Below are 22429 nucleotides of genomic sequence, written 5' to 3'. Positions count from 1 at the left end.
TCTGTACGCACTTAGTGGGATACATGGATGGCAAAGTTATGCTTAGTCGAATTACGAACTATGGGCGGGGTTTGCTCTTGCTCCCGCTGGTGTGGACTGTCACGGGCTGCGAGGCGTCGGGGGGAATTGCACCCGTCCCCGTAGAACCCCCTCCGGACGCTGGTGCGGACGTGAACGAGCTCGGGCCGTGCGGCATGGACTGCTCGGAGCTCGATGTACCGACATGCGCCGTCGCTGTGTGCAACGACAAAGGCCAGTACATCGGCCAGCTCAACACGTGCGTCGTGATCCCTGCACCCGCTGGGACCGCGTGTGAGGACGGCAGGTTCTGCACCGTCGCCGACTCGTGCGACGGCAGCGGCACCTGCGTCGGCGGAACGCCGAACTACTGCGGCATCAAGCCCGTGGGGTGCGAGTCCGTCGTTTGCTACGAGGAGTTGAAGAAGTGCGACACGCTTCCGGCTGCCGAAGGAGCATCCTGCACGCCGTCGAACCTCTGCCACATCAACGGCATTTGCAAGGTCGGCAAGTGCGTCGGCGAGCCCAAGGACTGCTCGTTCTCGCCGCTGACCGAATGCAACGCAGTTTCGTGCGAACCGGCAACGGGCAAGTGCGTCGGAAACCCCGACGCCAACAAAGACAACGCCCCGTGCGTGCTCACCGGGGACCTCTGCAAGGTCAACAAAGTCTGCCAAGCTGGGCAGTGTGTGGGCGGCACGCCTAAAGATTGCTCGGCACTTGACTTCGGGTGCCGTAGCGGCACGTGCGACTCCACGAGCGGTCTTTGTGTCACGAGTCCCGCGCCCGTTGGAACTCTCTGCACGGAAGGCATCACCGAATGCCACGTGGGCGCGTGTGCGGAGGGCGGCGTTTGCGCCGCGTCCGTAGCGCCCGATAACAGCCCGTGCAACGACTACGACTCGTGCACCGAAGGCGACACATGCTCGGCAGGCACGTGCTTGGCCGGCAGTCCAGTGACCTCGTGCAGCGTCTACCTCCACGAGGGCTTCGAGACGTGTCCGAGCGACTGGACCTTCGGCGGCGACTGGGAATGCGGCAAGCCCACGCAAGTGGGTCCCGAGACGGCCCACATCGGCACCAACGTCATCGGCACGAACCTCGACGGCCTCTACACGGTCAATCAGGCCTTCGCCACCGCGATTGCAGCCTTGCCGCCCCTCGACCTGACCACGGCAACCAACCCGAAGCTCTCCTTTTGGGCGTGGCAACACACCGAAGGCGGCAGCTTCGACGGCTGGAACCTGAAAATCAGCACCGACGGCGGGCAGAATTACCCAGTGGTCATGGGGGTGACTCCGGCTTATTACCTGACCATCTCCGGTCAGCCCGCGTGGGGCGGTGATCATTCGACCAAGGGCTGGCAGTACTTCGAGGCGGATCTGACCCCCTATGTCGGAAAGACGGCCCTTCTACGCGTCTCGTTCCGCAGCGACGGCGCCAGCGTCTACCCGGGCCTGTACGTCGATGAAGTCATCGTCGCCGAGCCCATGCAGACTCCCATGTACATCATGACGACCTCGCCGCTCGAGGACGTGTACTCTGGGATGTCGTACTCGGCGCCGATCACCAAAGTCGGCGGCTCGAGCAACGCGGTGTGGAGCATCAAGCCGGGCGGCCAGAACACGGGTTGGCTCACCATCGATCCGATGACCGGCGAGCTGAAAGGCATCCCTTCGAAGGCGGACGTCGGACCGGTGCTCGTCACCGTGCGCGTCGAAGAACCCATGTTGCCCTCGAACTTTGCCGAAAGGACGTTCGCGTTCAGCGTCTTGGGTAACATATACTACACGAGCTTCGAGACCATGTGCCCAGGCGACTGGACGCTCACGGGCGACTGGGAGTGCGGCGTGCCCACGGGCCTGGGGCCCGGCGCCGCTTACATCGGGACGCAGTGCCTTGCGACGAAAATCGACGGTAATTACAACAACCTCCAGACGTGGGTAGGGACGACGGCCACTTCGCCCGAAATTGACCTCACCGGATCGTTGGGACCGCTCATGTCGTTCCGAATGTGGCTCGATACGGAGGGTGCGACGTACGACGGCGTGAATCTGCAGGTCAGTACCGACGGCGGCATGACCTTCTCGGTCGTCCAGGCGGTTTCGCCGACGTACCCGCTGGTCATTGCGGGCAGGCCTGCATGGGGCGGGCACCAATTTGCACTCGGCTGGCAGTTCGTGCAAGCCGACCTTTCAGCTTACGCCGGACAGAAGATCCGCTTGCGGTTCAGCTTCCAAAGCGATTCCTCGAGCGTCTTCCCCGGGGCTTACATCGACGACATCTTCATTGACGACTGAGGAGCGGCCTATGAACCGTCCTAGGAAAATAACTTGGCATCTTTTTGTATCACTTACGCTGACTTGGACTGCCGCCGCATGGTGGGGCTGCGCCGAGCCAAGCCCTCCGGATGGCACGCCATGGCAGACCAGCAGCAGCAGCTCGTCCTCCGGTGAGGGTGGTGCGGGGGGCGAGGGTGGTGGCCTTACCGTCGGTGGTGCCGGCGGCACAGGCGGCGATGCGGGCGCGTGTGCCACCACGAAAGCTGAATCGCGGCGCATTCCTGTCGACATCGTCTTCCTCATTGATCGTTCGGGCAGCATGGGCGGCGCGAAGTGGGAAGGGACGAAGTCGGCTCTGAACACGTTCTTCAACGATCCGGCATCGGCTGGCATCAGCGCCGGCATGGTCTACTTCCCGGCCCAAAAACCGGACGTCTGCAACCCCGCCAGCTACTCGACGCTCGATGTGCCCATCAGCGTTCTGCCTGCCAACGCGTTCGAACTGACAAACTCGATACCGTTCTATCCGCTTGGTTCGAGCACGCCGACGTGGCCAGCGCTGAAGGGGACGCTTGCGGCGGCCACGGCCTACCAAGATTCGCACCCGGGGCACAAGGTCATCGTCGTTCTCGCGACGGATGGCGATCCCACGGGTTGTCAACCGCTCGAAATCGACCTCATTGCGGCGCTGGCCACGAGCGCTCGTAATTACAACGGCGTGCGCACGTACGTCATTGGTGTCGCCGGTTCGACCATCGCCAACCTCGACAAGATTGCCGAGGCGGGTGGGACGACCAAGGCCTACGACATCACGAAGGACATCAGCGAGTTTGCCGCGACGATCGCCGAGATTCGCAAGGAGACGCTCGCGTGCGATTTCGAGCTTCCGGCGCCTCCGGATGGGATGGAGCTGGTTCCGGACATCGTGAACTTCACCTATACGCCGAACGGAATGGGTGAGCCCAAGATCGTGCCCCGAGCCGATGACCTTGCGGACTGCAAAGATCTGCCTGGTTGGTACTACGACAGCAACCTTGCGCCGACGAAGCTGATCCTCTGTCCTGCGTCGTGCGCGACGGTGCAGGCCGACGTCAACGCCAAAGTCGAAGTGCTCTTCGGGTGCGACTCCGTGCTCAATTGAAGCAAACTCGGCTTTTCATTATCATCGTTCAGGGGGCGAACGTCGCCCCCCGACGTACTCGGGCTTGAAGTAACCGTTACCCAAGAAGGGCAGGAAAATAATGCTTAAGACTCATCGAATCCATTGGGCAGTGGCGCTCGTGACCGCATTGGTCGCGGGTTGTGGCGACCCCAGCGATAACGTGACCAGCACGAGCAGCGGCAGCTCCAGCAGCTCTTCGTCCTCCTCCTCGAGCAGTTCGAGCAGCAGCAGTAGCAGCAGCAGCGGTGGAGATGCCTGTCCGAGCAACGAAGGGCCGGTTCTCGCGGTCAAGGAGCTCTTCTTTGGCGAGGGCAACAGCGGCGAGTGGAAAAAGGTTGGCTTCAATCTCGATGACAAGGAGTCGACCGGTTTGTCGAAGGATGTCTGTCAGCCGAACGCGGACGGTTCGCCTGGGACGGCATATCCCGACGGTGACATGGGCATCGACAATTCGTTCGGGAAAAACCTCTTGCCCACGATTCTTTCGCTTTATCCGACGTGGGTAACGGATATCAACAACGGGATTGCGAACGGGCGGTTCACGACGCTGGCGAAGCTATTGTGTCTGCCTCCGACGGGCGATGTTGCTCAGTTCAACATGAAGCTATTGAGCGGCACGTCGCTCCCGATGACGCCCAAGTGGGATGGGTCGGACGTTTGGCCGGTCGAACCGGGGCTGCTCAGCGATCCGATGGATCCGCTATCATCGACGATCCTTTTCCCGGACTGTTCGCTGACCGGGTCGGCGTTCGACGCGGGCAAGAGCGGCACGTTCATCATCTCGGTCCCGGTGAAGACGATGACGGACAGCACATCGATCAAGCTGACCGCGTACAACGCGCGTATCACGATGACGATGTCCGAGGATCGCAAGAGCGCAACGGGCGGGATGATAGGCGGCGTGCTCGATACCGAAGAGTTCGTGGCCGAAATCAAGAAAGTCGGCGCGCTGCTCGAGCTATGTGGCAATCCGCTGTTCGACAACCTGTTGGAGCAGGTCCGGCAAGCATCGGACATCATGGTCGACGGCACGCAAGATCCCAACCAGAAGTGCAATGGCATCAGCATGGGCCTCGGGTTCGAAATGGCGGCGGCGCAGACAGGCGACGTTGGCCCGGCAAACCCGGTGGGGACGTCTTGTCAGTGATGGCGGATCGAGCCAACAAATAGGTTGACTTTCGACAAACGCGTCCGACCCCCGTGAGCGTACGAAAAAAGCAACCGTTTTTTCGGCGCCTTTCACGGGGGTAACGCATCCTACCTCGCCAAAAGTGGTTGGCACCTTTTCACGGGGGTAACGCTTCCTACCTCGCCAAAAGTGGTTGGCACCTTTTCACCGGGGTAACGCTTCCTACCCCGCCAAAAGTGGTTGGCACCTTTTCATCGAAAGCATTTCCCCTTACGCCCAAAACTTGCGTTGCAAGAGAAACTCTTCTACCCTCCACGCCAGTCGTGCCGCAGACATACGCGCTGTTGAACCTCACCGACCTTCGGCTCGGCCTCGAAGACCTGCTCTCGATCCGTCGCGATGCACTCCTGCGTACCCAAGTGGGCAAGGCGCAAGAGAGCATCCTGGAAGAGCAGCGTAAGGCAATCCTCGCGCTCCCAGCGCCACTGACGGGGGGCAAGCCGTTTGCCGAAGAGCTCGCGCTGCGCCATGCGGAGGTCGATAGCTTCGGCATGGGCATTTGGTACCTGACCGAGGCTTACCTGCGAGTCCCCGGGGTCGACCCTGCCATCGTCGAGGCGGTCAAGCGTGTGCGGCATGCGCTCATTCCGAATACCGACCGACTACGTGACGCATATCCGGAACAAGCCGCGGCGGCCGAGGTGCGCAGGCAAAATGTCCCGAGCATCGTGGAAGACCTGCTACGGATTCCGCTTGCAGGTGGAAAAACCCTCTACGATTGGGCGATGGGATTCGTCTACGCGGGCGAACGAATCGCCACCACGCTCGCCCAGCGCGCCGAAATCAATGCAGGGACGCGAAAACATGCAATGACCTTGCTCGGCGAAACCTTGCACATGCTGAACGAGCTGCGCCAAGACGTCATCGCGGAAATCGAACGAACCATCGGCATGCCAACGGAAATCGAACACGACATTTTTGGCTACTTCGACGTGCTCGAATCCACTCGCGCCGAAGCCAAACGAGCGCTCGAGCAAAACCAGGCAATCGCAGGACCCACATCCACGCGAGGACTCACATTTCCGCCCCCGTCGACGCAATTCATTCAAGGACCCTCACCATCGAGCCCCGGGTACCTCGGTGGACCTTCGTCGACCCGCGTCATCGCGCCTCTCCGAGATTCGAGCTCCGGGCTATCACCCATTCCGCCTTCGACGGGAACGATTGCACCGCCGCCGTCGGTACGCGGGCCCAAGAGAATTTGACCCTGTCACTGTAGCATCGCTGTGGTACCCTCGGACCAACCTTGGGGGGAACAGCATGCATCATTGTGATTGGAAATGGGTAAGCTTGTTTTGCGCTGTCGCATCCATGACGAACCTCGGCTGTGATGGCGAAACGACGAGTGACACGTCGTCGAATGGGCAAGGTGGTGCGGCTGGCACGGGCGCCGCAGGTGGCCAAGGTGGCGGTGGTCAAGGCGGCGGTGGCCAAGGTGGCGGTGGTCAAGGCGGCGGTGGCCAAGGTGGCGGGGGTGGTGCGATGGCGAGCGTGAAAGCGGAAGCGATCATCGCGCCGCAAAGCGGTAGCTCGGTGACGGGAACGGCGACGTTCGTCGGAGAAAACGGCAAGGTCACGCTGACGCTGAACATCGCCGGTGCGGTGCCGGGTGAACGAGCGGTGCATATTCACGAGATGGGCGACTGCTCGATGGACGGAATGGGTGCCATGGGCCATTGGAATCCGGACATGCAAGACCACGGTAAGTGGGGCGTGGGCGAATTTCATTTGGGCGACATTGGCAACATAACCATTGGATCCGACGGAAAAGGTACGTTGACGATGTCCACGGATCTATGGTCGATCGGCGACGGCTCGGGGTGGTTCCACGTGGTCGGACGAGCGCTCATGGTGCACGCCGAGGCCGACGACTTCGTGACGCAACCGACGGGCAATGCGGGCGCACGTGTCGGCTGCGGCGTGATTACGAAGGTGCCTTGACGCGCCTTCCATCGGGATTCGCGATTGCCACCTCAGCGCGTCGACCGTGATCGCGTTCGCGCCCATTCATTCGGCACGATCTTTCGTACTTGTGCGTCGCTGCGAAATGCTCGACGACGAGCCATGCGCGAAAACCTCGCAGCGCGGACATCCATGGTCGAACGGTATGCTACGCCCATGGTCGCAACCATGCTGTTTTGCGGGCCCCTGCTCGCCGCTTGCACCACCGCCGCGCCCGCACAATCGGGGGATCACGTCGATGTAGTCCCGCCGGATCCAGAACCCGAATGGGTCATTCCAGGTATCGTCGAACGCGCGCGATTCGAGCACACCACGTTCAGCTCGCATCTCGGCGAGCTTGCGCCCATGGGCGACCGCATTTACGTTGCCAATAGCTTCGACGGCCTCGCCGCATATCAGCTTGGCGCCGAAGGACAGCTCGTCCTCACCCTGGACAAACCTGCCGATCCCGTGCCGCGATGTTCGACGTTGGCCATCCACGAGCCATCAGCATCGCTTTTTTGCGGCTCGGACCGATCGGATTCGCTCGCCGCGTTCAGCATTGCCGATCCCAGTATCCCTGTATTGCGCGATGCAGCCGCTTTGCCAGGTCCACAAATGTTTGTCCGGGATATCTTCGTCAAGGATGACACGTTGTGGCTCGCTCGCTTCGACGAAGGCCTCTGGAACGCTCGCATTGCGCCGGACGGCACCTTGTCCGAGCTCGCGAAGACATCCGTGGCCGGCAATGTGCGATTCGTCGACGCTACGTCGCAGGGCGTCGTCGTGGCCACTTCGGATCGCGGCCTTTTGCTGATCGATACGACGTCCGCCGTGCCCGCTGAAATCGCGTCGATGCCGCTTTCGGGCCCACCGGTCGACCTTGCCGCGCGTGATTCGCGCGCCGTCGTCGCGCTTGGCTCCCAAGGCGCGCTCGTCGTTTCGTCAGAATCGCTCGCCATTGAAATGGAAGTGCACCCGCCGGGCGTCGTCGTGGCCGTGGACATCGATGGCCCGTGGCTCGCCGCCACGACGCTTTCAGGAACGTACTTGTATGAAATTACCGACGGCGTCCCGCGGCTCGCCGGTTATGCGCAAACCAATGCAGTGGGCACCGACGCCGCGTTCGTCGCGGGCGACCTCATCGTGTCGGACTTTTTCTACGTCGATAGGTATTTCTTGCGTCCCGGAGGACACGTCACGCAGCTCGACGCCCCGCGAGGTGCCTATTTTCGAGCGGGCGAATCGGCGCGTTTACCGTTGCACAATCCTGGCGCATTGCCCCTCCAGGCCACCGTGCGCGACGAGCTGGGTCGACTTTTGGCCGAAAAGTACGTTCCACCGGGCCAAACGGTGTCCTTCGAAATGCCGTGGAACCTTTTCGAGGGACTTTTGAAACCCATGTTTCACGATACTTCGGTGCGGATCGAAACGTCGTATCCAGCGGATCTTGCCAGCGACGAACCTTCGTGGCGTCTCAATTCCAAAGAATCGATTGCGACCTTGCTCGTTCGTCCCGCGGATGCGGATCCTGCATTGGTTGGGCGACCTGCGCCAGGCGACACGTTTCCCGAAGCGTGGATGACCGTCGATGGCGCGGTGAGCATTTTGCCATTGAAGCAAAAAAGCCGGATCACCTTTTACTCGACCGATTGCATTGCGATGTGGGCTCAGCTCGAAGATTCCGCGTGGCTCGCGCGCCGAGGGCTCCTCGATGATGGCGCCATGCCGGTGTTCGTGAGTCACGAGGACGCGCCTGGATTTGGTTTTCCAAAGCGATTTGCTCTCGAGGACATGATGTTCGCGCAATTCGGGCAGTATGGATTACCCGAAGTGGCGGCGCAAAATGCCAAATTTGGTTCCGATTTGTACGAAGGCGGGTTCTGGCTCGGGCGAATCATAGCGGGCGCAAGTCATCCGACCGATTACCTCGTCGACGATGCGGCCGTCGTCCTCGCGGTCGAACGCGAATACCGCGGCGCTTTTCCGCTCCGTTGACCTATTCGTATTCCACCAAATACGACACCATGTTGATGTTGCCCGCGGCATCCGGCGGATCGCTCGTTCCATAAAGCCCGCGATATCCAATCATCGCGTCCATGCCCGGCGTCACGTCCGCCGTGACATCCGTCATCCACGGATGCACCTTTTGCCCCGGACACCACCCACCTCGGCCGAACCACCACGTTCCACCTTGATTCGGCGTCATGCCTTTGTCCGCTTCCGGAACGCATTTGTCCTTCGAACCCGCTTCTTTGTGCTCTTTCACGTACGCCTTGCCATTGACCGTGAATTCGTGCTTGTGATTGCAGAATTCTGCGCATTGACCCGTTTCGGCCCCGTGCCCCGTAATCAACGCCCACAGCTCGACGCGCTTTGCCGCTGGAGACACCGCCACCGTCGCCGGCGCGTGCGACATGTTGTACATCGAATCGAACGTGCCGCCGGACCAGAGGAACGTGGCGCGCGTGGGGCGCAAGCCCTTGTTTTTGTTCGAGAAACGTAGCGATAACTTCGTCGCCGTCGGTTGCGTGTTCCACGACGGCGCAAAGTCCCAACGGAAATGGTGCATCCCTCCTTTTTGCAAATGCACCAGCATCGGGGACACGTCGACCACCCAATGCGATTCGCGATGGTACGTCGTGATGAACCGCGCAATCTCGACGTTTTGCATCATTTCGTCACGCACGCCGAGCGACGCGAGATAATCCCAAGCGCCGCAATTGCCGAATTCCGGGTTCTTCGGCTCGGGACAACCTTGCTCCACTTCCACTTCCAGCGTATCGAACTTGGCCATTTCGTCGGCCGAAGGCAGCGCCACGTCCGTTTCGGCAAACTCCGCGAGCACTTCGCCATTCCACAAAGGAACCACCGTCGCTCCGTCCGTATCGAGCCGAATTTGTTGTTCCGCATCGAAATTCAAGAACTTGGCTTCGTACGCGGCATACGAAAGGTTCGCCTTCCACGGCCACTGCATCGCCTGATCCAGCGCCGAATCGAATCGATTCACATCCGCAAATGACCCCACGCCCCGAATTTTCTGCTGCCTGTCAATCGCAAACCCCACGCGCCCGTGCGTCGAAAGCACATCTTGCACCCACCCGCCAATTGCTCCCGCACGCGTCGCAACCACGTGCAGTCGCTTGCGCCAAGCTTCCGTATCGACGCCCGTCACGGTCGTCAATGTTTGATCGATCCGCGCTCGCATCGCTTCGAGCGACGTTTTCGCCGTTTCATCCGTCTGCGCCCGCGATACGAAAAAGTAATGCGTGTTGGGCGGCGAACGCTTCATCAACGTATCGATGTCGTCTTCCCAAATGCTCGTGGAATCCAGCGCCGACACGACGAGTGTATCCGGAATGAAAATGTAATTTTCACAGCCGCTCCACTGTGTTTTGAAATGCCACGTGCCTTCGTTCAACAGCTCGAGTGAAAAGTCGGCCGCGATATCGCGTCGATAACTACCCGTGGGGCCATCGGAAAATGGTTTCGACGGTAGGCCGAGTGCATCGCATACGATGGATGAGGGAGGCGCTCCGCCTTCGCCTCCAGCGCCGCCCGAGCCTCCAGAGCCGCCCGATCCGGTCGTGGACGAGCTGGTGTTCGAATTGTTGGGCGACGAGCAGCTCGCCAAAGAAATGATGGATACGAAAACCCCATACGCCATGCGCCTGTTCATGGACGCTACGTTATCATGAATCTCTGGCGATTTGGGGGGAAGAATCGAGCGTCGGGAAACTCGGGGCGTGAGTGTTTCGAAGGCGTGTTGCCATTTTCCGTGGAGGAACCCGCGAGCGCACCAGAGTTGGCAGAGCGGTTCGATGGCCCGTGCGCCTTCGACCTTGCGACACACGAGACGCAAACGGCGTCAAGGGGAATTGTTCGAGAGCATGCGTATAGCGGGGCTTTTCAACGCTTTGGAACTTTGATACCGTGCTTGCATGCGGAAATCCAAAATTTCACTTGTTGGGCTCGGAATATGTGGTGTTCTTGGCTGGGTCACCGGTTGCGGGGATGGCACGACCCAAACCCCCGGATCGACCAGCGGTGGGGCAGGGGGTTCTGCGGGCGAAGCCGGTATGGCTGGCTCTGGCGGAATGGGGGGCGATGCAGGTAACATCTTCGTCGGCGGTTCGGGCGGCACCGGTGGATCCGGCGGAGGTGGCGGGAGCGGCGATATATGCGCCGGCGTCGCGTGCAATCCCGATCAACATTGCGAAGTGCAAGGCGGTGTTGCGACGTGCGTGAACAATACTTGCCAATGGCTCATGTGCAGCGGCACGGAGATTTGCGAGACGACGCCGGGCGGCGGCGCGATTTGCAAGGACAATTCGTGCACGATGGACATCCAATGCGCGACGAATCAGTATTGCAATGGTACGGTTTGCGTCAATGACATCTGCGCGCCTGGCGCGACGACTTGCATTGGGGAGGTGCTTTACGAGTGCAATGCGAATGGCGGTGGACAAGTAGAGCAATACACTTGCGGGAGCACTTCGTACTTCCCGAGCATGTGTACGAACGAGAGCCCTGGTCATTCGATTTGTCCGTGCGAAGACGATTGGGATTGTCCTTCGAATACGGTGTGCGAAGCGGGTGAATGCACTGGCACGGGCAAAGCGCCCACGTGTACGCTTCCGGCGGTGCCGTTTTCTCAAGTCTTGCCCACGAAGGAAATTCAATGGGGCGGAACGGGATCCGGGTCGCCGGCCAACAATGCCGTGAATGCTCCGTTCCCGGTGTCGGCGCAAGTCAGCATGACGCCGCTCGTCGCGAACCTGGATGACGACAACGGAGATGGTCTCATCAACGAGCTCGATTTTGCCGAGATCATATTCATGACGTATTGCGGCACGGATGCGGCGACGAATGGCATCGTTCGGGCCATTCATGGCGGCGGGCCGAACAAGGGCAAGGATTACTTTGCGTTTGCAGGGCCTGCCGTGTGGCATGAAGGCGATCCGCTCAACATGGCATACACGTGCGCCAATGCGATTGGGAATTCCACGGCATCTCCCGCCGTGGGCGACATCGATGGTGACGGCGTGCCCGAAATCGTCGTACCGAGCGAAATTCTGGGATTTTTCATATTGGACAACCAGGGCAACCAGATCATGCGCGCGGACAATCAATGGTTGAGCGGAGGTCACAACGGCCCCGCAATTTCCATTGCAAACTTGGATGGCAAGGGATTTGCCGAAGTGGTCGTCGGTAAGCATGCGTTTACGTTCGACAAAGACATGGCGACGGGGAAGCTCGTATTGCTCGACAAGTTCTCTGGTACGGGCGTTCCCAATGGCACCAGTACCTTGGGCCCTATTTCATGCGTCGCGAACCTCGTGGGCGACAGCGGGCAAGAAATCATTGCGGGCACGACCGTCTATACATTTCCCACGCCTCCTGCGGGCGTCACGAAACGCGCCGATTGCATGGCCGGGGATCCAAGCGATTTTTGTAATGGCAGGTTGACGATGGTTTGGGATGGACAAACCGTCAATGGCACGGTGAAGGTGCCCAATGCGCAGCGGGATGGGTATTGTGCCATCGTCGACATGCTCGGAACGGACCAATCGATGGCCCCCGGGCCGCAAAATCCGCTCGATGGCAAACCCGAAGTGGTGCTCATCTCGAACGGGTATCTGGCCATTTACAACGGTGAAACTGGCGTTCAGCAGCGCTTCATCAACCTCAATGCGGGAACCAATGGCGGTGCACCGAACGTCGATGATTTCGACGGCGATGGGTTCCCCGAAATTGGAACGGCGTTCGGTCTGCGGTACATGATGATCGATTTGCAAGATCCTTCGATGAATTGCCCTGCTTGGCCGACCGCTTTCAACGACTCCATGATGGGCAATCAGGGCAACCCGGTACGCAGTCCGGGCGCAACGTGCACGCAAGACGCCGATTGCAATGCGGGCGCGGTGTGCAACAAAATCAAGGCTGAATGCACGTGTTTGCACAACGGGTGGATGCGCGTCACCGAAGACGATTCGAGCCGCGTCACGTCGTCCAGCGTATTCGACTTCAATGGCGACGGCGCTGCGGAGGTCATTTACAACGACGAATGTTGGTTCCGCATCTATGACGGGACGACTTCGCAAGTGCTGTTCAAAGGCAATTCGCCGAGCCGTACGCGCACGGAGAACCCCGTGGTCGCCGACGTCGACAACGACGGAAATGCGGAAATCGTATTGTGCTCGAATAACGATGCGAGCACTTGCTCGGTGGGCATCAACCATCCCAACGGCATCGCCGTCTGGGGTGACGCGAGCGACACGTGGGTTTCTGCGCGTCGAATGTGGAATCAGCACGCGTATCACGTGACGAACGTGCTCGAAAGCGGCGCGATTCCGGTCAAGGAGCCCGAGAGCTGGAAGCCCTACAATGGGCGCCAATACAACACGTATCGATCGAATCCACGAGCCTATGGAGTCGCCCCGGACTTGCGCGTCTCGGCCATTCAAGTGTCGTCGCCCGATGCGGCGTGCGGGCAGCTTTCGAAGAAGCTCGACATTACCGTCGAAATTCGCAACGACGGCGACGAACGCGTCGGCCCCGGGGTCGTGATCGCGTTCTATGGCGAATGGGCGGGCGGTATGCCCAATGAAGCGCTCTATGCGGACAATATGCAAACGCCGCTCACGACGACGCTTTCGACCAACATCGATCCGGGGGATTCGATTCTGCTGACGGTCAGCTACGATTCTGCGAACAATTCCCCCGGCGTGCTGCCTGCCACGGTTCGGGCGGTCGTCGACGATACCAACGTGCAGCGCGAATGCAACGAGGACAACAATGAGCTCGTTGCGCCGGTCATGCCGGGCGAAGTCGGGCCGGATTTGCGTGTCGACTTGGGTCTGGCGTCCGACGGGTCGTGCCCGATGCCCACGGTGCTCACGACGGTCTACAACGACGGGTCGGCGCCCGCGAGCAACATCGTCGTGCGTTACTACGCGGGCGATCCTAACGCGGGTGGCACGGCGATTCACGAGGAAACGATCGCGGGGCCGCTGGATCCCGGCCAAAGCATCATGCTGAACCCACAAATATCGAAGTTCCCCCCAGGCTTACTCGTGCTGCTCTACGCCATCGTCGATCAGGCCAACGTCATTGCGGAGTGCAACGACGGAAACAACAAAGACGAGGCGGACAACAAGATCACCTGCGGGATCAACTGAGAACGGAGGAGGCCTCCAAAGTGGTTGGCACCTTGGAGGAGGCCTCCAAAGTGGTTGGCACCTTGGAGGAGGCCTCCAAGGTGGTTGGCACCTTTCCCAAGGTGGGATGACCGGGCGCGATCATGGTTCGCTGCCCCCGCGACGCACAAAGACGATATCTTCGTCGTCTTCCAGATAGTGGGTGGCGAAGAGACCCAGGCCACCTCCTTCAATCATGACGCCACCCTCAGGCACTCCCCAGGCTTCAGCCTCCGGTGAGTTGGGAAGGAGCACATGGAGAACGACGCCTTCAGCGGGTTCACGATGGTGGTGGACCATAACGGCGTCTCCTTCCATCACTTCAATACCGCTCATGTATTTGTATTTCATGGTGCCCGTGGGCGTTCAAGGCTTTGGCGATAGCAACTCGAGGGCGAGGTCGTACTTCTCGGCGTTTTCCGCCGTGCGCTCGGGGAGCAGGTCCAGGGGAAGGCGACGATCGACGTCTTGCATGGTGATGGAAGCTCCCCAGGCGAGCAGCAGCCGGATCATCTCGATGTCGAGGCGAAACGCCGCATAGCCGAGGGCCTTCATGCCCGCCCCGCAGCCCCCAGACTCCTCCATTGTCTTTGTCGCCCCTGCACGCAGAAGTGTCGCGGCCATTTTCAGGTCCCCTCGCTCCGCGCACATCAGCAGCGGAAAATCGCCCACGCAGTTCTTGACGTTCGGGTCGGCACCCGCGGCCAGAAGCATGAGCGCGGCGTCCCGGTACCCGCCAAAAAGGGCCGTTAGGAGCGGTGTTACATAGCGATCTCTGTCCCAAACATTCGGGTTGGCCCCATGCCGCAGAAGCAGCGCGACGGCTTCAAGATCTCCCATGGCGTTGTGAAGGGGTGCCCAACCTTCCCCGAGTTCGTCGGGGTCATGTCCGGCTGCGAGCAGCCGGGCAAGGGTGTCGAGGTCGTGGTTATCGATCGCGCGGTGGAGTTCGGCGCTCATGGCTACAGTCCTGACATTGGATGTCCAGGCGCGCAATTGACCGCCTCGAGCGCCTCACACAACGTGCTGCCGTTGATGAGATTTTGGATTTGTTCGGCATGCCCTTTAGCGGCTGCATCGGTTGCGTTCTTGAAGCATTCATCCATCACCTTCTGTCGAGCCGCGATGCACACCTTCGACGCTGCGATCCGAGCGCGGATGAGCGAACAGGGGCACTGCGGCAGAAGCGTGACGCCCTTCTCGCGTGGCTTGCAGGGCTGCCCAGGCAGAGGACGAGCCGGTGGACAAACCGCCTTCTTCGCGGCCTCTAGTTCATTGAGCCGCTTATCCTCACACGTCTGGCTGGGGTAACGCGTCGTGGGCACGGCAATCGGAATCGAGATCGGCGGGGCCGTCGTCGTCGTCGTCGGTTTGGCCGTCGCCGCGTGCACGATGAGCTGCACATTGAGCGCGACAGCACCCATGAGGAGCGTCAGCGTGAGCAAACAAGGTGGCGACGCAACGCAAACCGCGAGCGGTATGGCCGGAGTGCCCAGCAGCGTGCGCGATTCCGGCTGTGCAAGCTCGCGATCGAAATTCTCCGAGCGGGTGCGCAGAAGATCGTAATGGGTCAGCGAGCGGATCGCAGCCGCCATGCATTGCTCCAGCTCTTCATCGCCGACGCTGGAATCCATGAGCGCAATGGAATCAACTTGGCCGTTGCTATCGAGCGTCACGTCATACTTGACGATATGGTCCGCATCTCTGACGTGATGCGTGTGCTCCACAACGCAACCTTTGATCGGCGCTGCAACGTGCTCGGGAATGTCCGCGACAGGATGAGCTCCCCCGCATCCTTGCGGCACGAGCGCAAAACCCAATCCCACGACAAAGCCCAATGACAATGTAATTCTTTTGATAGTGGGAACCATGGTGCGATAGCACCCGATGCAGTCCTCCGTGGTCAAGGTGAAACCCGCATGTGGTCCCCGTACAACTATCTCGCGTTGGCTTGTGCGTACGCAGATACGCAGATCAGCCGCGTGTCTGAGTACGCGCCACCTTGACGTTTGCTCACCAGAAGTCCGCCTCGACCAACCTTCACACGCACCTGTGGCGCTGTACCGCCCGCATGCACAACCGCGTAGGCACAGCAAGGACAACCAACGCAGACCCCGCTCACCTCGTGACTTGCAGCTCTACAGCGTCACGGCGAGGCCAGGCCGTCGTCCAGGATGGGCGCGTCAAATAGCACGGGGACGCGCGGAGGGGGTTGACTTTTGAGGCGAAACGGCAAACTGGTGAGGACAATCCCCTGCGACTGCACTTTGATCACCAGGACTTGCAGGCAGTTGAGACACACCGGCGGCATCACCTGCACGTTCTGGCTCGGATCCACGGTCACGAACGTAAGCCACAAGAGAATGTTCAGCCGCGTGGCTTCTTGAATCACGTCCAAGAAGACGACAATGAACCGTTCTCAGGTAACATCGACGAATTCGCCGCCGAAGCACTACGCAGGCGGATCGCCGAGCAGCGCGCGAATCTCCCGAAGGCGATCCTGGGCGGCGGGATCCTCGGGGACACGACCAAACTTGACCGTGAGCCCGAGTCGCCTGAACGTTGTCATATCGTCAGCGTCCCCGATCAGGGGATCTGCGCCATGAGCGAGGAGTAGCCGCACCATGTCGACATGGAGTCTGGTTGCGGCGTACCCCAATGAGTTCATGCCAGCTGGTCCCCCTCCCTCATGAATGGTTTTGTTCGCACCGCAGTGTAGGAGGAGCCGAGCCATCTCCAGGTAACCTTTTTCGGCACAGAAACGAAGCGGCGACTCACCCTCACCGTCGCGCACGTTGGGATCGGCGCCGTGAGCGAGCAGGAGCCGCACCGCTTCGATGTGATTCATCCCCACGGCAAGAAAGAGCGGATCCCCTTCCTTGTCCACGTCCCAACCCTTGACTTTCGCGCCATACCGTAGGAGCAGCACGACGGCATCGATCGGTCCGGCAGGCTCCGGTCCGCCAGGGTCGTCCTCGCCAAATTCTTCGAGCTCGCCAACCGCAGCTTGCAATGGGAATTGTCGGCCGCTGCCGTAATCGCTGTAGCGAGATTTGCCGTCTCATTTGGATCCGCGCCAGCCGCGAGGAGCTGCGCAAGGCGATCTACGTCGCGCGTATAAATGGCGTCGAGAAGTGCGTCAGACATGGATTTTATTACTTTCCTGCCATGGGGTGGCCCTTGGCGCAAATTGATCAGCTTCAGAGCTTCGCAGTAGTCGAGCCCCTCGCTGGTGGTCGTCAATCGGCTTCTTGTGCACGTCGTCTGGCTTGCCGCCGAAGCACTTGTCCTGAACCAGCCATCGCGCCGCCAGGCAGGCCTGCCTTTGCTGGATGCTGAGCAGGATCGCCGAGCACGGAATTTCTTCAACTTTTTCTCGGCGATCCCACCACCCCCGCAGGTCGCGGCGAATCCTTTGTCGCAAATCTTGTGCATCGCGTTTCCCAAACGAGCCATCTCGTCGTCCTCACACGTCTGGTTGGGATACTTCCGCGGTACGGCGATCGGGATCGGCGGGGCCGTCGTCGTCGCGGTGGGTTTGGCCGTTGCCATCGGCCAGGACGGCGTCATCGTGGTGGGTTTGGCGGTCGCGGTCGCCGTGTGCACCATGATCTGCACGGTGATCGCGGAAGCAACCGCGAGGACGGTCAGCGCGAGCAAACAAGGTGGCGTAGCAACGCAAGCCGCAAGCGGTACTGCCGGATTACCCAGCAGCATGCGCGATTCCGGCTGTGCAAGCTCGAGATCGAAATTCTCCGACCGGTGGCGCAGAAGATCGTACTGGGTCAGCGAGCGGATCGAGGCTGCTATGCATTGCTCCAGCTCTTCATCGCCGACGGTGGAATCCATGAGCGCAATGGTGTCGACCTCGCCGTTGCTATCGAGCGTCACGTCATAACTCGACGATATGGTCCGCATCTCTGACGTGATGCGTGTGCTCGAAAGCGCAGCCTCGGATCGGCGCTGCAACGTGCTCGGGTATCTCCGCAACAGGATGCTGAACGCCCCCGCATCCCTGAGGCACGAACGCAAGACCCAATCCCACAGCAAAGCCCAATGACAATGCAAGTCTATTGATGGTGGGAACCATGGTGCGATGGCACCCGATGCGGTGCGCCGTGGTCAAGGTGAAACGCGCATGCGTTCCGGGTACAACATCCGGCATCTGCTTGTGCGTACGGGGATACGCAGATCAGCCGCCTGTCTGAGTACGCGCCACATTTACGTTTGCTCACCAAGAGTCCGCTCCGACCAACCTTCACGCGCACTCGTAGCGCTGCACCGCCCGCATGCACAACCGCGTAGGCACAGCAAGGAAAAACCAGCGCAGACCCCGCTCACCTCGTGACTTGCAGCTCTACAGCGTCACGGCGAGGCGCAACGAGCGTTTCATCGGATTGTGCACGTCCACAGACGCAGCGAAGGGCTGTTCCGCACGGCTATGCACGTCCACAGACGAGCTGAGGAGGAGGTTCGACACGATCGTGCACGTCCACGGACGCGCCGAAGAACTGTGCGACGCGGCTGTGCATCGTCCATGGACGCGCCGAAGGGCTGTTCGACACGATTGCGCACGTCCACGGACGAGCTGAAGGGGAGATTCGACGCAATTGTGCACGTCCACGGACGAGCTGAAGGGCTGTTCGGCACGATTGTGCACGTCCACAGCGGCGAGCAAGGCACCTTATGCCGCTCTATGCAACTTCAGGGCGTTTCGGGAGGCACGACGGGCGTTTGAAGCTTGGAGACTTTTCGATTCTTCCGAAATGGTTTGAAGAACCGCGCCACGTGTAATTCGAATTTTTCGACGACTTCATCACAATCGTCGTCGTCCGCATCGTCCTCCTGAAATGCCTCGTGGGCAGAAATAGGATGAAGGGCCAAGAAACCCGTAACGCTCAGAACGATGGACGCCGCAGCGCCAAACGTGCGAGTCTCCGCAAGACTGGCCCCGTGAAAGCGCTCTTCGTCGCCTCCACAGAATCGTGCGCACGTCCTCTGATCGAGTCCGTTCGCCGTCATCACATCGACGTCGAGCTCACTTCACCAGCGGATGTGACGGTGACCCTCGCGTCGAGCGGTGCGCTTTTCGTGCTGTTCCCGTCCCAGGACGGCTCTGACCTCCAAGCGCTCGTGGACGCGTGCTGGCGGCTCCGAAGCAGCCCCGACCGGCAGCCTCTGCTGCTCGCCGTCGCGCATGACCTTCAGCAGGTCAACGCGCTCCTCGATGCCGGCGCCGACGACTTCCTGCTCTGGCCCGCCGAAGCAGAGCTTTTGCCACGACGCATCGAAGTCTGCCGCACCCGCGCCATTCGGCGCGAACGTGACGTCATCCGCGCACAACACCTCGTCGATGCCGTGCGCGACGCAGAACGCAGCGAACGACGCTTCCGCCACCTCGCCGATAGCTCGACCGAAATCCTCACCCGCTGCTCACCAGGCGGCGTGCGCCTTTACGTCTCCCCAGCCTGCCGCACCATCCTCGGCTACGACCCCGACGAGCTGCTCGGATCGTCCATGCTGGACGTGCTGCATCCCGCCGACGAATCGAAGCTGGTCGAGGCGCTCTGGAGTGGCTGGAGAAGGGGCCGATACGTCGGGCGCGATCATCAGGTTGCAGCGCAAAGATGGTGATTTCGCGTGGCTCGAGATGCACTGCAGGCCCGTGCGCGATCTCAAGACCGATGCGATCGAGGAGATCGTCACGGTCGCTCGAGACATTACGTCCGCCGTGCATGGCGAGCGGGACGAGCCCGAAGAAGAAGGCCAATTCGAGCTTGCTGCGTCTCGGGCCCCGGTCAGCCGGACGTTCTGAACAAAAGCTCGCCGACGCAAGCAATTTTCTGTGTGACGTCATCGATGCGGTCCCAGACCCGATTTCCGTCGAGGGCGACGATGGCAAGTACGTGATGGTCAATCGCTCGTTTGCCGAATTGGTGGGACATGCGCGCGACGAAATCGTCGGCTGCGATGTCGCATCGATGCGCCCCGCGGTCCCTGGCGACGGGCGCTGGCCCGACGTGTCCGACGAACACGAAATCACGTGGCCCGCTGCGGACGGACTCATGCGCTCGCTGTCGGAAAAACGCGCCGTGTTGGCGGATCGCAAAGGTCACAACGTGCTCGTGTCGGTCATGCGAGACGTGACCGAACGCAAGCGTTACGAAGCGCAGCTTGCCCTTACCGAACGTCTCGCTTCCCTCGGAACGCTAGCGGCCGGCATCGCGCACGAAATCAACAATCCGCTTTCCTACGTCATCGGCAACTTGGCCTTTGCGGTGGACACGCTTGCGTCCGACCGCGCCTGCGGAGACGCGGCACCGCAGTCATCGGAGATTCGCAATGCCCTGTCCGAAGCGCTCGAAGGAGCGCGGCGAATCGCCGGCATCGTGCGCGACGTGAAGATGTTTTCCCGCGCCGATCGCGAGACGCTGAAGCTGGTCGACCCCACGAGTGTGGTCGAGGCATCGCTGCGCATGGTGCAAAGCAACATCGAAGGCCGCGCACGCGTCGTACGCGAAATCAGCGAAGTGCCTCGCGTCCTGGGCAACGAAGCGCGGCTTTCGCAGGTCATCGTCAACCTGCTCATGAACGCCGTTCAAGCGCTGCCCGATCGCCCAGCAGCCGAAAACCAAATCACGGTCGCTCTCCGGTGCGAACACCGCGCCGTCGTCATGGAAGTGCGCGACAACGGTGCAGGCATTTCGGAAGAGTCGCTGCGGCACGTATTCGACCCTTTCTTCACGACGAAACCCGTCGGCGAAGGCATGGGCCTTGGTTTGTCGATCTGTAACAGCATCATCAACGCCCACGGCGGGCGCATCGACGTCGACAGCACCGTCGGCATCGGCACTGCCTTTCGCGTGATCCTTCCGGCTGCGTCGCACCTCGTCAACCGACCACCGTCACCTTGACGTCAAGGTCGAGCCGAGAACGTACGGCTGCAAATCGATTTGCGGATGCCGTCGTCATTGCTTTGACCACCAAGCGATCCACGAGCGCCACCGAGAACGTACGGGCACAAATCGATTTGCGGATGCCGTCGTCATTGCTTTGACCACCAAGCGATCCACGAGCGCTCGTGCTCGTGCGCGTGGTTTGTCACGGCCTTTCCGTCCTCATGCGAGCATCATTGGGTCAAGAAAACACGAGCGCGCCGACGGTGATCCCGATGAGGACCGCGACGGGGACGAGCACCCAGAAGCTCGTTTCCTTGCGCCTCTTGGCGACCTTCGAGGGCTTCTTCCCATCGACGAAAACAGGCTCGGGAGCGGGATACGATGGGCGCGTGCCCGTGCGCTCGGTTTGTCTTTCCAACTTGAACGAGCCGCTCGTTTCTTTGGATGCCGCTTTCACGGCAATCTGCACGGGCGGCCTGTCTCCGGAGGCGAGCGTTTCGACTTTCACGGGCGGTGCTGCGGGCAGCGTCGGTGACGACGTGAGCACCGGTCCCGACTCGTTTGCCAGGTGAATCACGACGCCATCGCGATCCGTCGATGGAATCGAGTCACTGATGCGTCTTGGTGCCGGCGGGATCGGCGTATCGACCGAGCGCATCGTTTCGGCTGGCGGCAAGCCGCTCGGCGGCGCGAGGGTCTTGACGATGCGTACCGAATCCGCGGGAATTTCGGCCAATGGGCGTCTCGCTGGTGACGCGGCCGATTCGTCTTTCGCGGTTCCTCCAAGGCGAAACGGCGTCGTACGAAGCTCGGGCAAGATCTTTTCGAGCGCCGCTTTCAGCTCGGCCGCGCTCTGTTGCCGCTGCGCCGGCCACTTTTCGAGCGCTGTCATGATGATGCCTTCGAGTCCCGCGTGTACGAACGGCACGTAGTCGCTCGGCTTCGGTGCGGGCTGGCGAATGTGCTGCAGCGCGATGTCGACGATCGAATCGCCCGTGAACGGAAGGCGTCCCGTGATGAGCTGATAGAGCAAGATGCCGCACGAGTAGATATCGCTGCGTTTGTCGACGCTTTCACCGCGACATTGCTCGGGTGACATGTACTCGGGCGTACCCACGATGACGCCCACGGTCGTGAGTGCCGAGCTGACCATGGCGCCGCTTTCGGGTGCGTTGGCACCCGAGTCCGCGTCTTTGGGTTCTTTGTCGAGCAGCTTGGCGATGCCGAAGTCGAGCACCTTGACGCGTTCGGTGCCGTCTTTGTTCGGCAGGAGCATGATGTTCTCGGGCTTGAGATCGCGATGCACGATGTGCATGTCGTGTGCGGTCATGAGCACGTCGCACACTTCGATGAGGATCTTGGCGGCTCGAGCTTCGGACAAACGTCGTTCGCGCGTGAGCGTGTCGAATAGGTCGCGGCCGCGGAGGAGCTCCATCGCGATGTACGCGACTTTGTCGTCGACGCCGTAGTCGATGATCTGCACGGTGCTCGGGTGCTTGAGCAGCGCGGCGGCGCGAGCTTCACGTCGGAACCGTCGTGCGAACGTCGGGTCGATCGCGAGCTCGGCGTGCATCACTTTGACCGCGACTTCGCGCGGTTCGGCGTCTTGGCTGCCCTGATACACCGTCGCCATCGCGCCTTCGCCAAGAACGCCGGTGAGGCGAAATCGACTTGCTAGGGTATGACCGACGAGAGCCTTTGACATAACGAGACGAGCGTCACCGAACGCGAGGGTAACG

The 22429-nt window shown here is 60.8% G+C and carries 18 protein-coding genes; 10 read left to right on the top strand and 8 right to left on the bottom strand.

Annotated elements, in window-relative coordinates; translation table 11 throughout:
* Positions 1-38 precede the first annotated feature (38 nt).
* The 6 genes from IPM54_27965 to IPM54_27940 all read left to right on the top strand — a co-directional run bounded on the left by IPM54_27965 (position 39) and on the right by IPM54_27940 (position 8590).
* The gene (locus IPM54_27965; protein ID MBK9263630.1) at positions 39-2318 is read left to right on the top strand and encodes an immune inhibitor A; all 2280 of its coding nucleotides are present in this window, start codon (positions 39-41) and stop codon (positions 2316-2318) included.
* 10 nt (positions 2319-2328) lie between these two features.
* Positions 2329-3441: a VWA domain-containing protein gene (locus tag IPM54_27960; GenBank protein ID MBK9263629.1), complete on the top strand. Its 1113-nt coding sequence runs from the start codon at positions 2329-2331 to the stop codon at positions 3439-3441.
* A gap of 100 nt (positions 3442-3541) precedes the next feature.
* Positions 3542-4609, top strand: coding sequence for a hypothetical protein (locus tag IPM54_27955; GenBank protein MBK9263628.1), 1068 nt, complete (start codon positions 3542-3544; stop codon positions 4607-4609).
* A gap of 305 nt (positions 4610-4914) precedes the next feature.
* Complete coding sequence (locus tag IPM54_27950; GenBank protein MBK9263627.1) at positions 4915-5856, top strand: hypothetical protein; 942 nt, start codon at positions 4915-4917, stop codon at positions 5854-5856.
* Positions 5857-6133: 277 nt separating this feature from the next.
* The gene (locus IPM54_27945) at positions 6134-6592 is read left to right on the top strand and encodes a superoxide dismutase family protein (protein ID MBK9263626.1); all 459 of its coding nucleotides are present in this window, start codon (positions 6134-6136) and stop codon (positions 6590-6592) included.
* A 123-nt stretch (positions 6593-6715) separates the two neighbouring features.
* Entirely contained in the window at positions 6716-8590 is a 1875-nt protein-coding gene (locus IPM54_27940) for a hypothetical protein (GenBank protein MBK9263625.1), read from the top strand.
* Between the two features lies 1 nt (position 8591).
* On the opposite strand, the gene IPM54_27935 is transcribed toward IPM54_27940, so the two are convergent.
* Positions 8592-10271, bottom strand: a complete 1680-nt coding sequence (locus tag IPM54_27935; GenBank protein ID MBK9263624.1) for a hypothetical protein — start codon at positions 10269-10271, stop codon at positions 8592-8594.
* Positions 10272-10533: 262 nt separating this feature from the next.
* Here IPM54_27935 and IPM54_27930 point away from each other — a divergent pair, with 262 nt between their 5' ends.
* Positions 10534-13773: a hypothetical protein gene (locus IPM54_27930; protein ID MBK9263623.1), complete on the top strand. Its 3240-nt coding sequence runs from the start codon at positions 10534-10536 to the stop codon at positions 13771-13773.
* A gap of 120 nt (positions 13774-13893) precedes the next feature.
* On the opposite strand, the gene IPM54_27925 is transcribed toward IPM54_27930, so the two are convergent.
* The 5 genes from IPM54_27925 to IPM54_27905 all read right to left on the bottom strand — a co-directional run bounded on the left by IPM54_27925 (position 13894) and on the right by IPM54_27905 (position 16804).
* The gene (locus tag IPM54_27925; protein ID MBK9263622.1) at positions 13894-14142 is read right to left on the bottom strand and encodes a hypothetical protein; all 249 of its coding nucleotides are present in this window, start codon (positions 14140-14142) and stop codon (positions 13894-13896) included.
* A 15-nt stretch (positions 14143-14157) separates the two neighbouring features.
* Complete coding sequence (locus tag IPM54_27920) at positions 14158-14751, bottom strand: ankyrin repeat domain-containing protein (protein ID MBK9263621.1); 594 nt, start codon at positions 14749-14751, stop codon at positions 14158-14160.
* Positions 14752-14753: 2 nt separating this feature from the next.
* Positions 14754-15662: a hypothetical protein gene (locus tag IPM54_27915; GenBank protein MBK9263620.1), complete on the bottom strand. Its 909-nt coding sequence runs from the start codon at positions 15660-15662 to the stop codon at positions 14754-14756.
* A gap of 275 nt (positions 15663-15937) precedes the next feature.
* Complete coding sequence (locus tag IPM54_27910; GenBank protein MBK9263619.1) at positions 15938-16183, bottom strand: hypothetical protein; 246 nt, start codon at positions 16181-16183, stop codon at positions 15938-15940.
* 60 nt (positions 16184-16243) lie between these two features.
* Positions 16244-16804, bottom strand: coding sequence for an ankyrin repeat domain-containing protein (locus tag IPM54_27905; protein ID MBK9263618.1), 561 nt, complete (start codon positions 16802-16804; stop codon positions 16244-16246).
* Positions 16805-17044: 240 nt separating this feature from the next.
* Here IPM54_27905 and IPM54_27900 point away from each other — a divergent pair, with 240 nt between their 5' ends.
* Positions 17045-17689: a hypothetical protein gene (locus IPM54_27900; protein ID MBK9263617.1), complete on the top strand. Its 645-nt coding sequence runs from the start codon at positions 17045-17047 to the stop codon at positions 17687-17689.
* An 806-nt stretch (positions 17690-18495) separates the two neighbouring features.
* On the opposite strand, the gene IPM54_27895 is transcribed toward IPM54_27900, so the two are convergent.
* A complete protein-coding gene (locus tag IPM54_27895; protein ID MBK9263616.1) occupies positions 18496-18675 on the bottom strand; it encodes a hypothetical protein in 180 nt (59 codons plus the stop codon).
* Between the two features lie 69 nt (positions 18676-18744).
* Here IPM54_27895 and IPM54_27890 point away from each other — a divergent pair, with 69 nt between their 5' ends.
* Both IPM54_27890 and IPM54_27885 read left to right on the top strand, forming a co-directional pair.
* Positions 18745-19425 carry a PAS domain S-box protein gene (locus tag IPM54_27890; protein MBK9263615.1) on the top strand — a complete coding sequence of 227 codons (681 nt, stop codon included), beginning with the start codon at positions 18745-18747 and terminating at the stop codon, positions 19423-19425.
* A 50-nt stretch (positions 19426-19475) separates the two neighbouring features.
* Positions 19476-20705, top strand: a complete 1230-nt coding sequence (locus IPM54_27885) for a PAS domain S-box protein (GenBank protein MBK9263614.1) — start codon at positions 19476-19478, stop codon at positions 20703-20705.
* Positions 20706-20928: 223 nt separating this feature from the next.
* On the opposite strand, the gene IPM54_27880 is transcribed toward IPM54_27885, so the two are convergent.
* The gene (locus IPM54_27880) at positions 20929-22395 is read right to left on the bottom strand and encodes a protein kinase (GenBank protein MBK9263613.1); all 1467 of its coding nucleotides are present in this window, start codon (positions 22393-22395) and stop codon (positions 20929-20931) included.
* Positions 22396-22429: the final 34 nt, after the last annotated feature.

The sequence above is a fragment of the Polyangiaceae bacterium genome, assembly GCA_016715885.1.
In the GTDB taxonomy this organism is placed as follows: domain Bacteria; phylum Myxococcota_A; class Polyangia; order Polyangiales; family Polyangiaceae; genus Polyangium.
The sequence above is the reverse complement of the archived record's forward strand: the minus strand, read 5'-3'. Positions and strand labels throughout refer to the sequence as shown.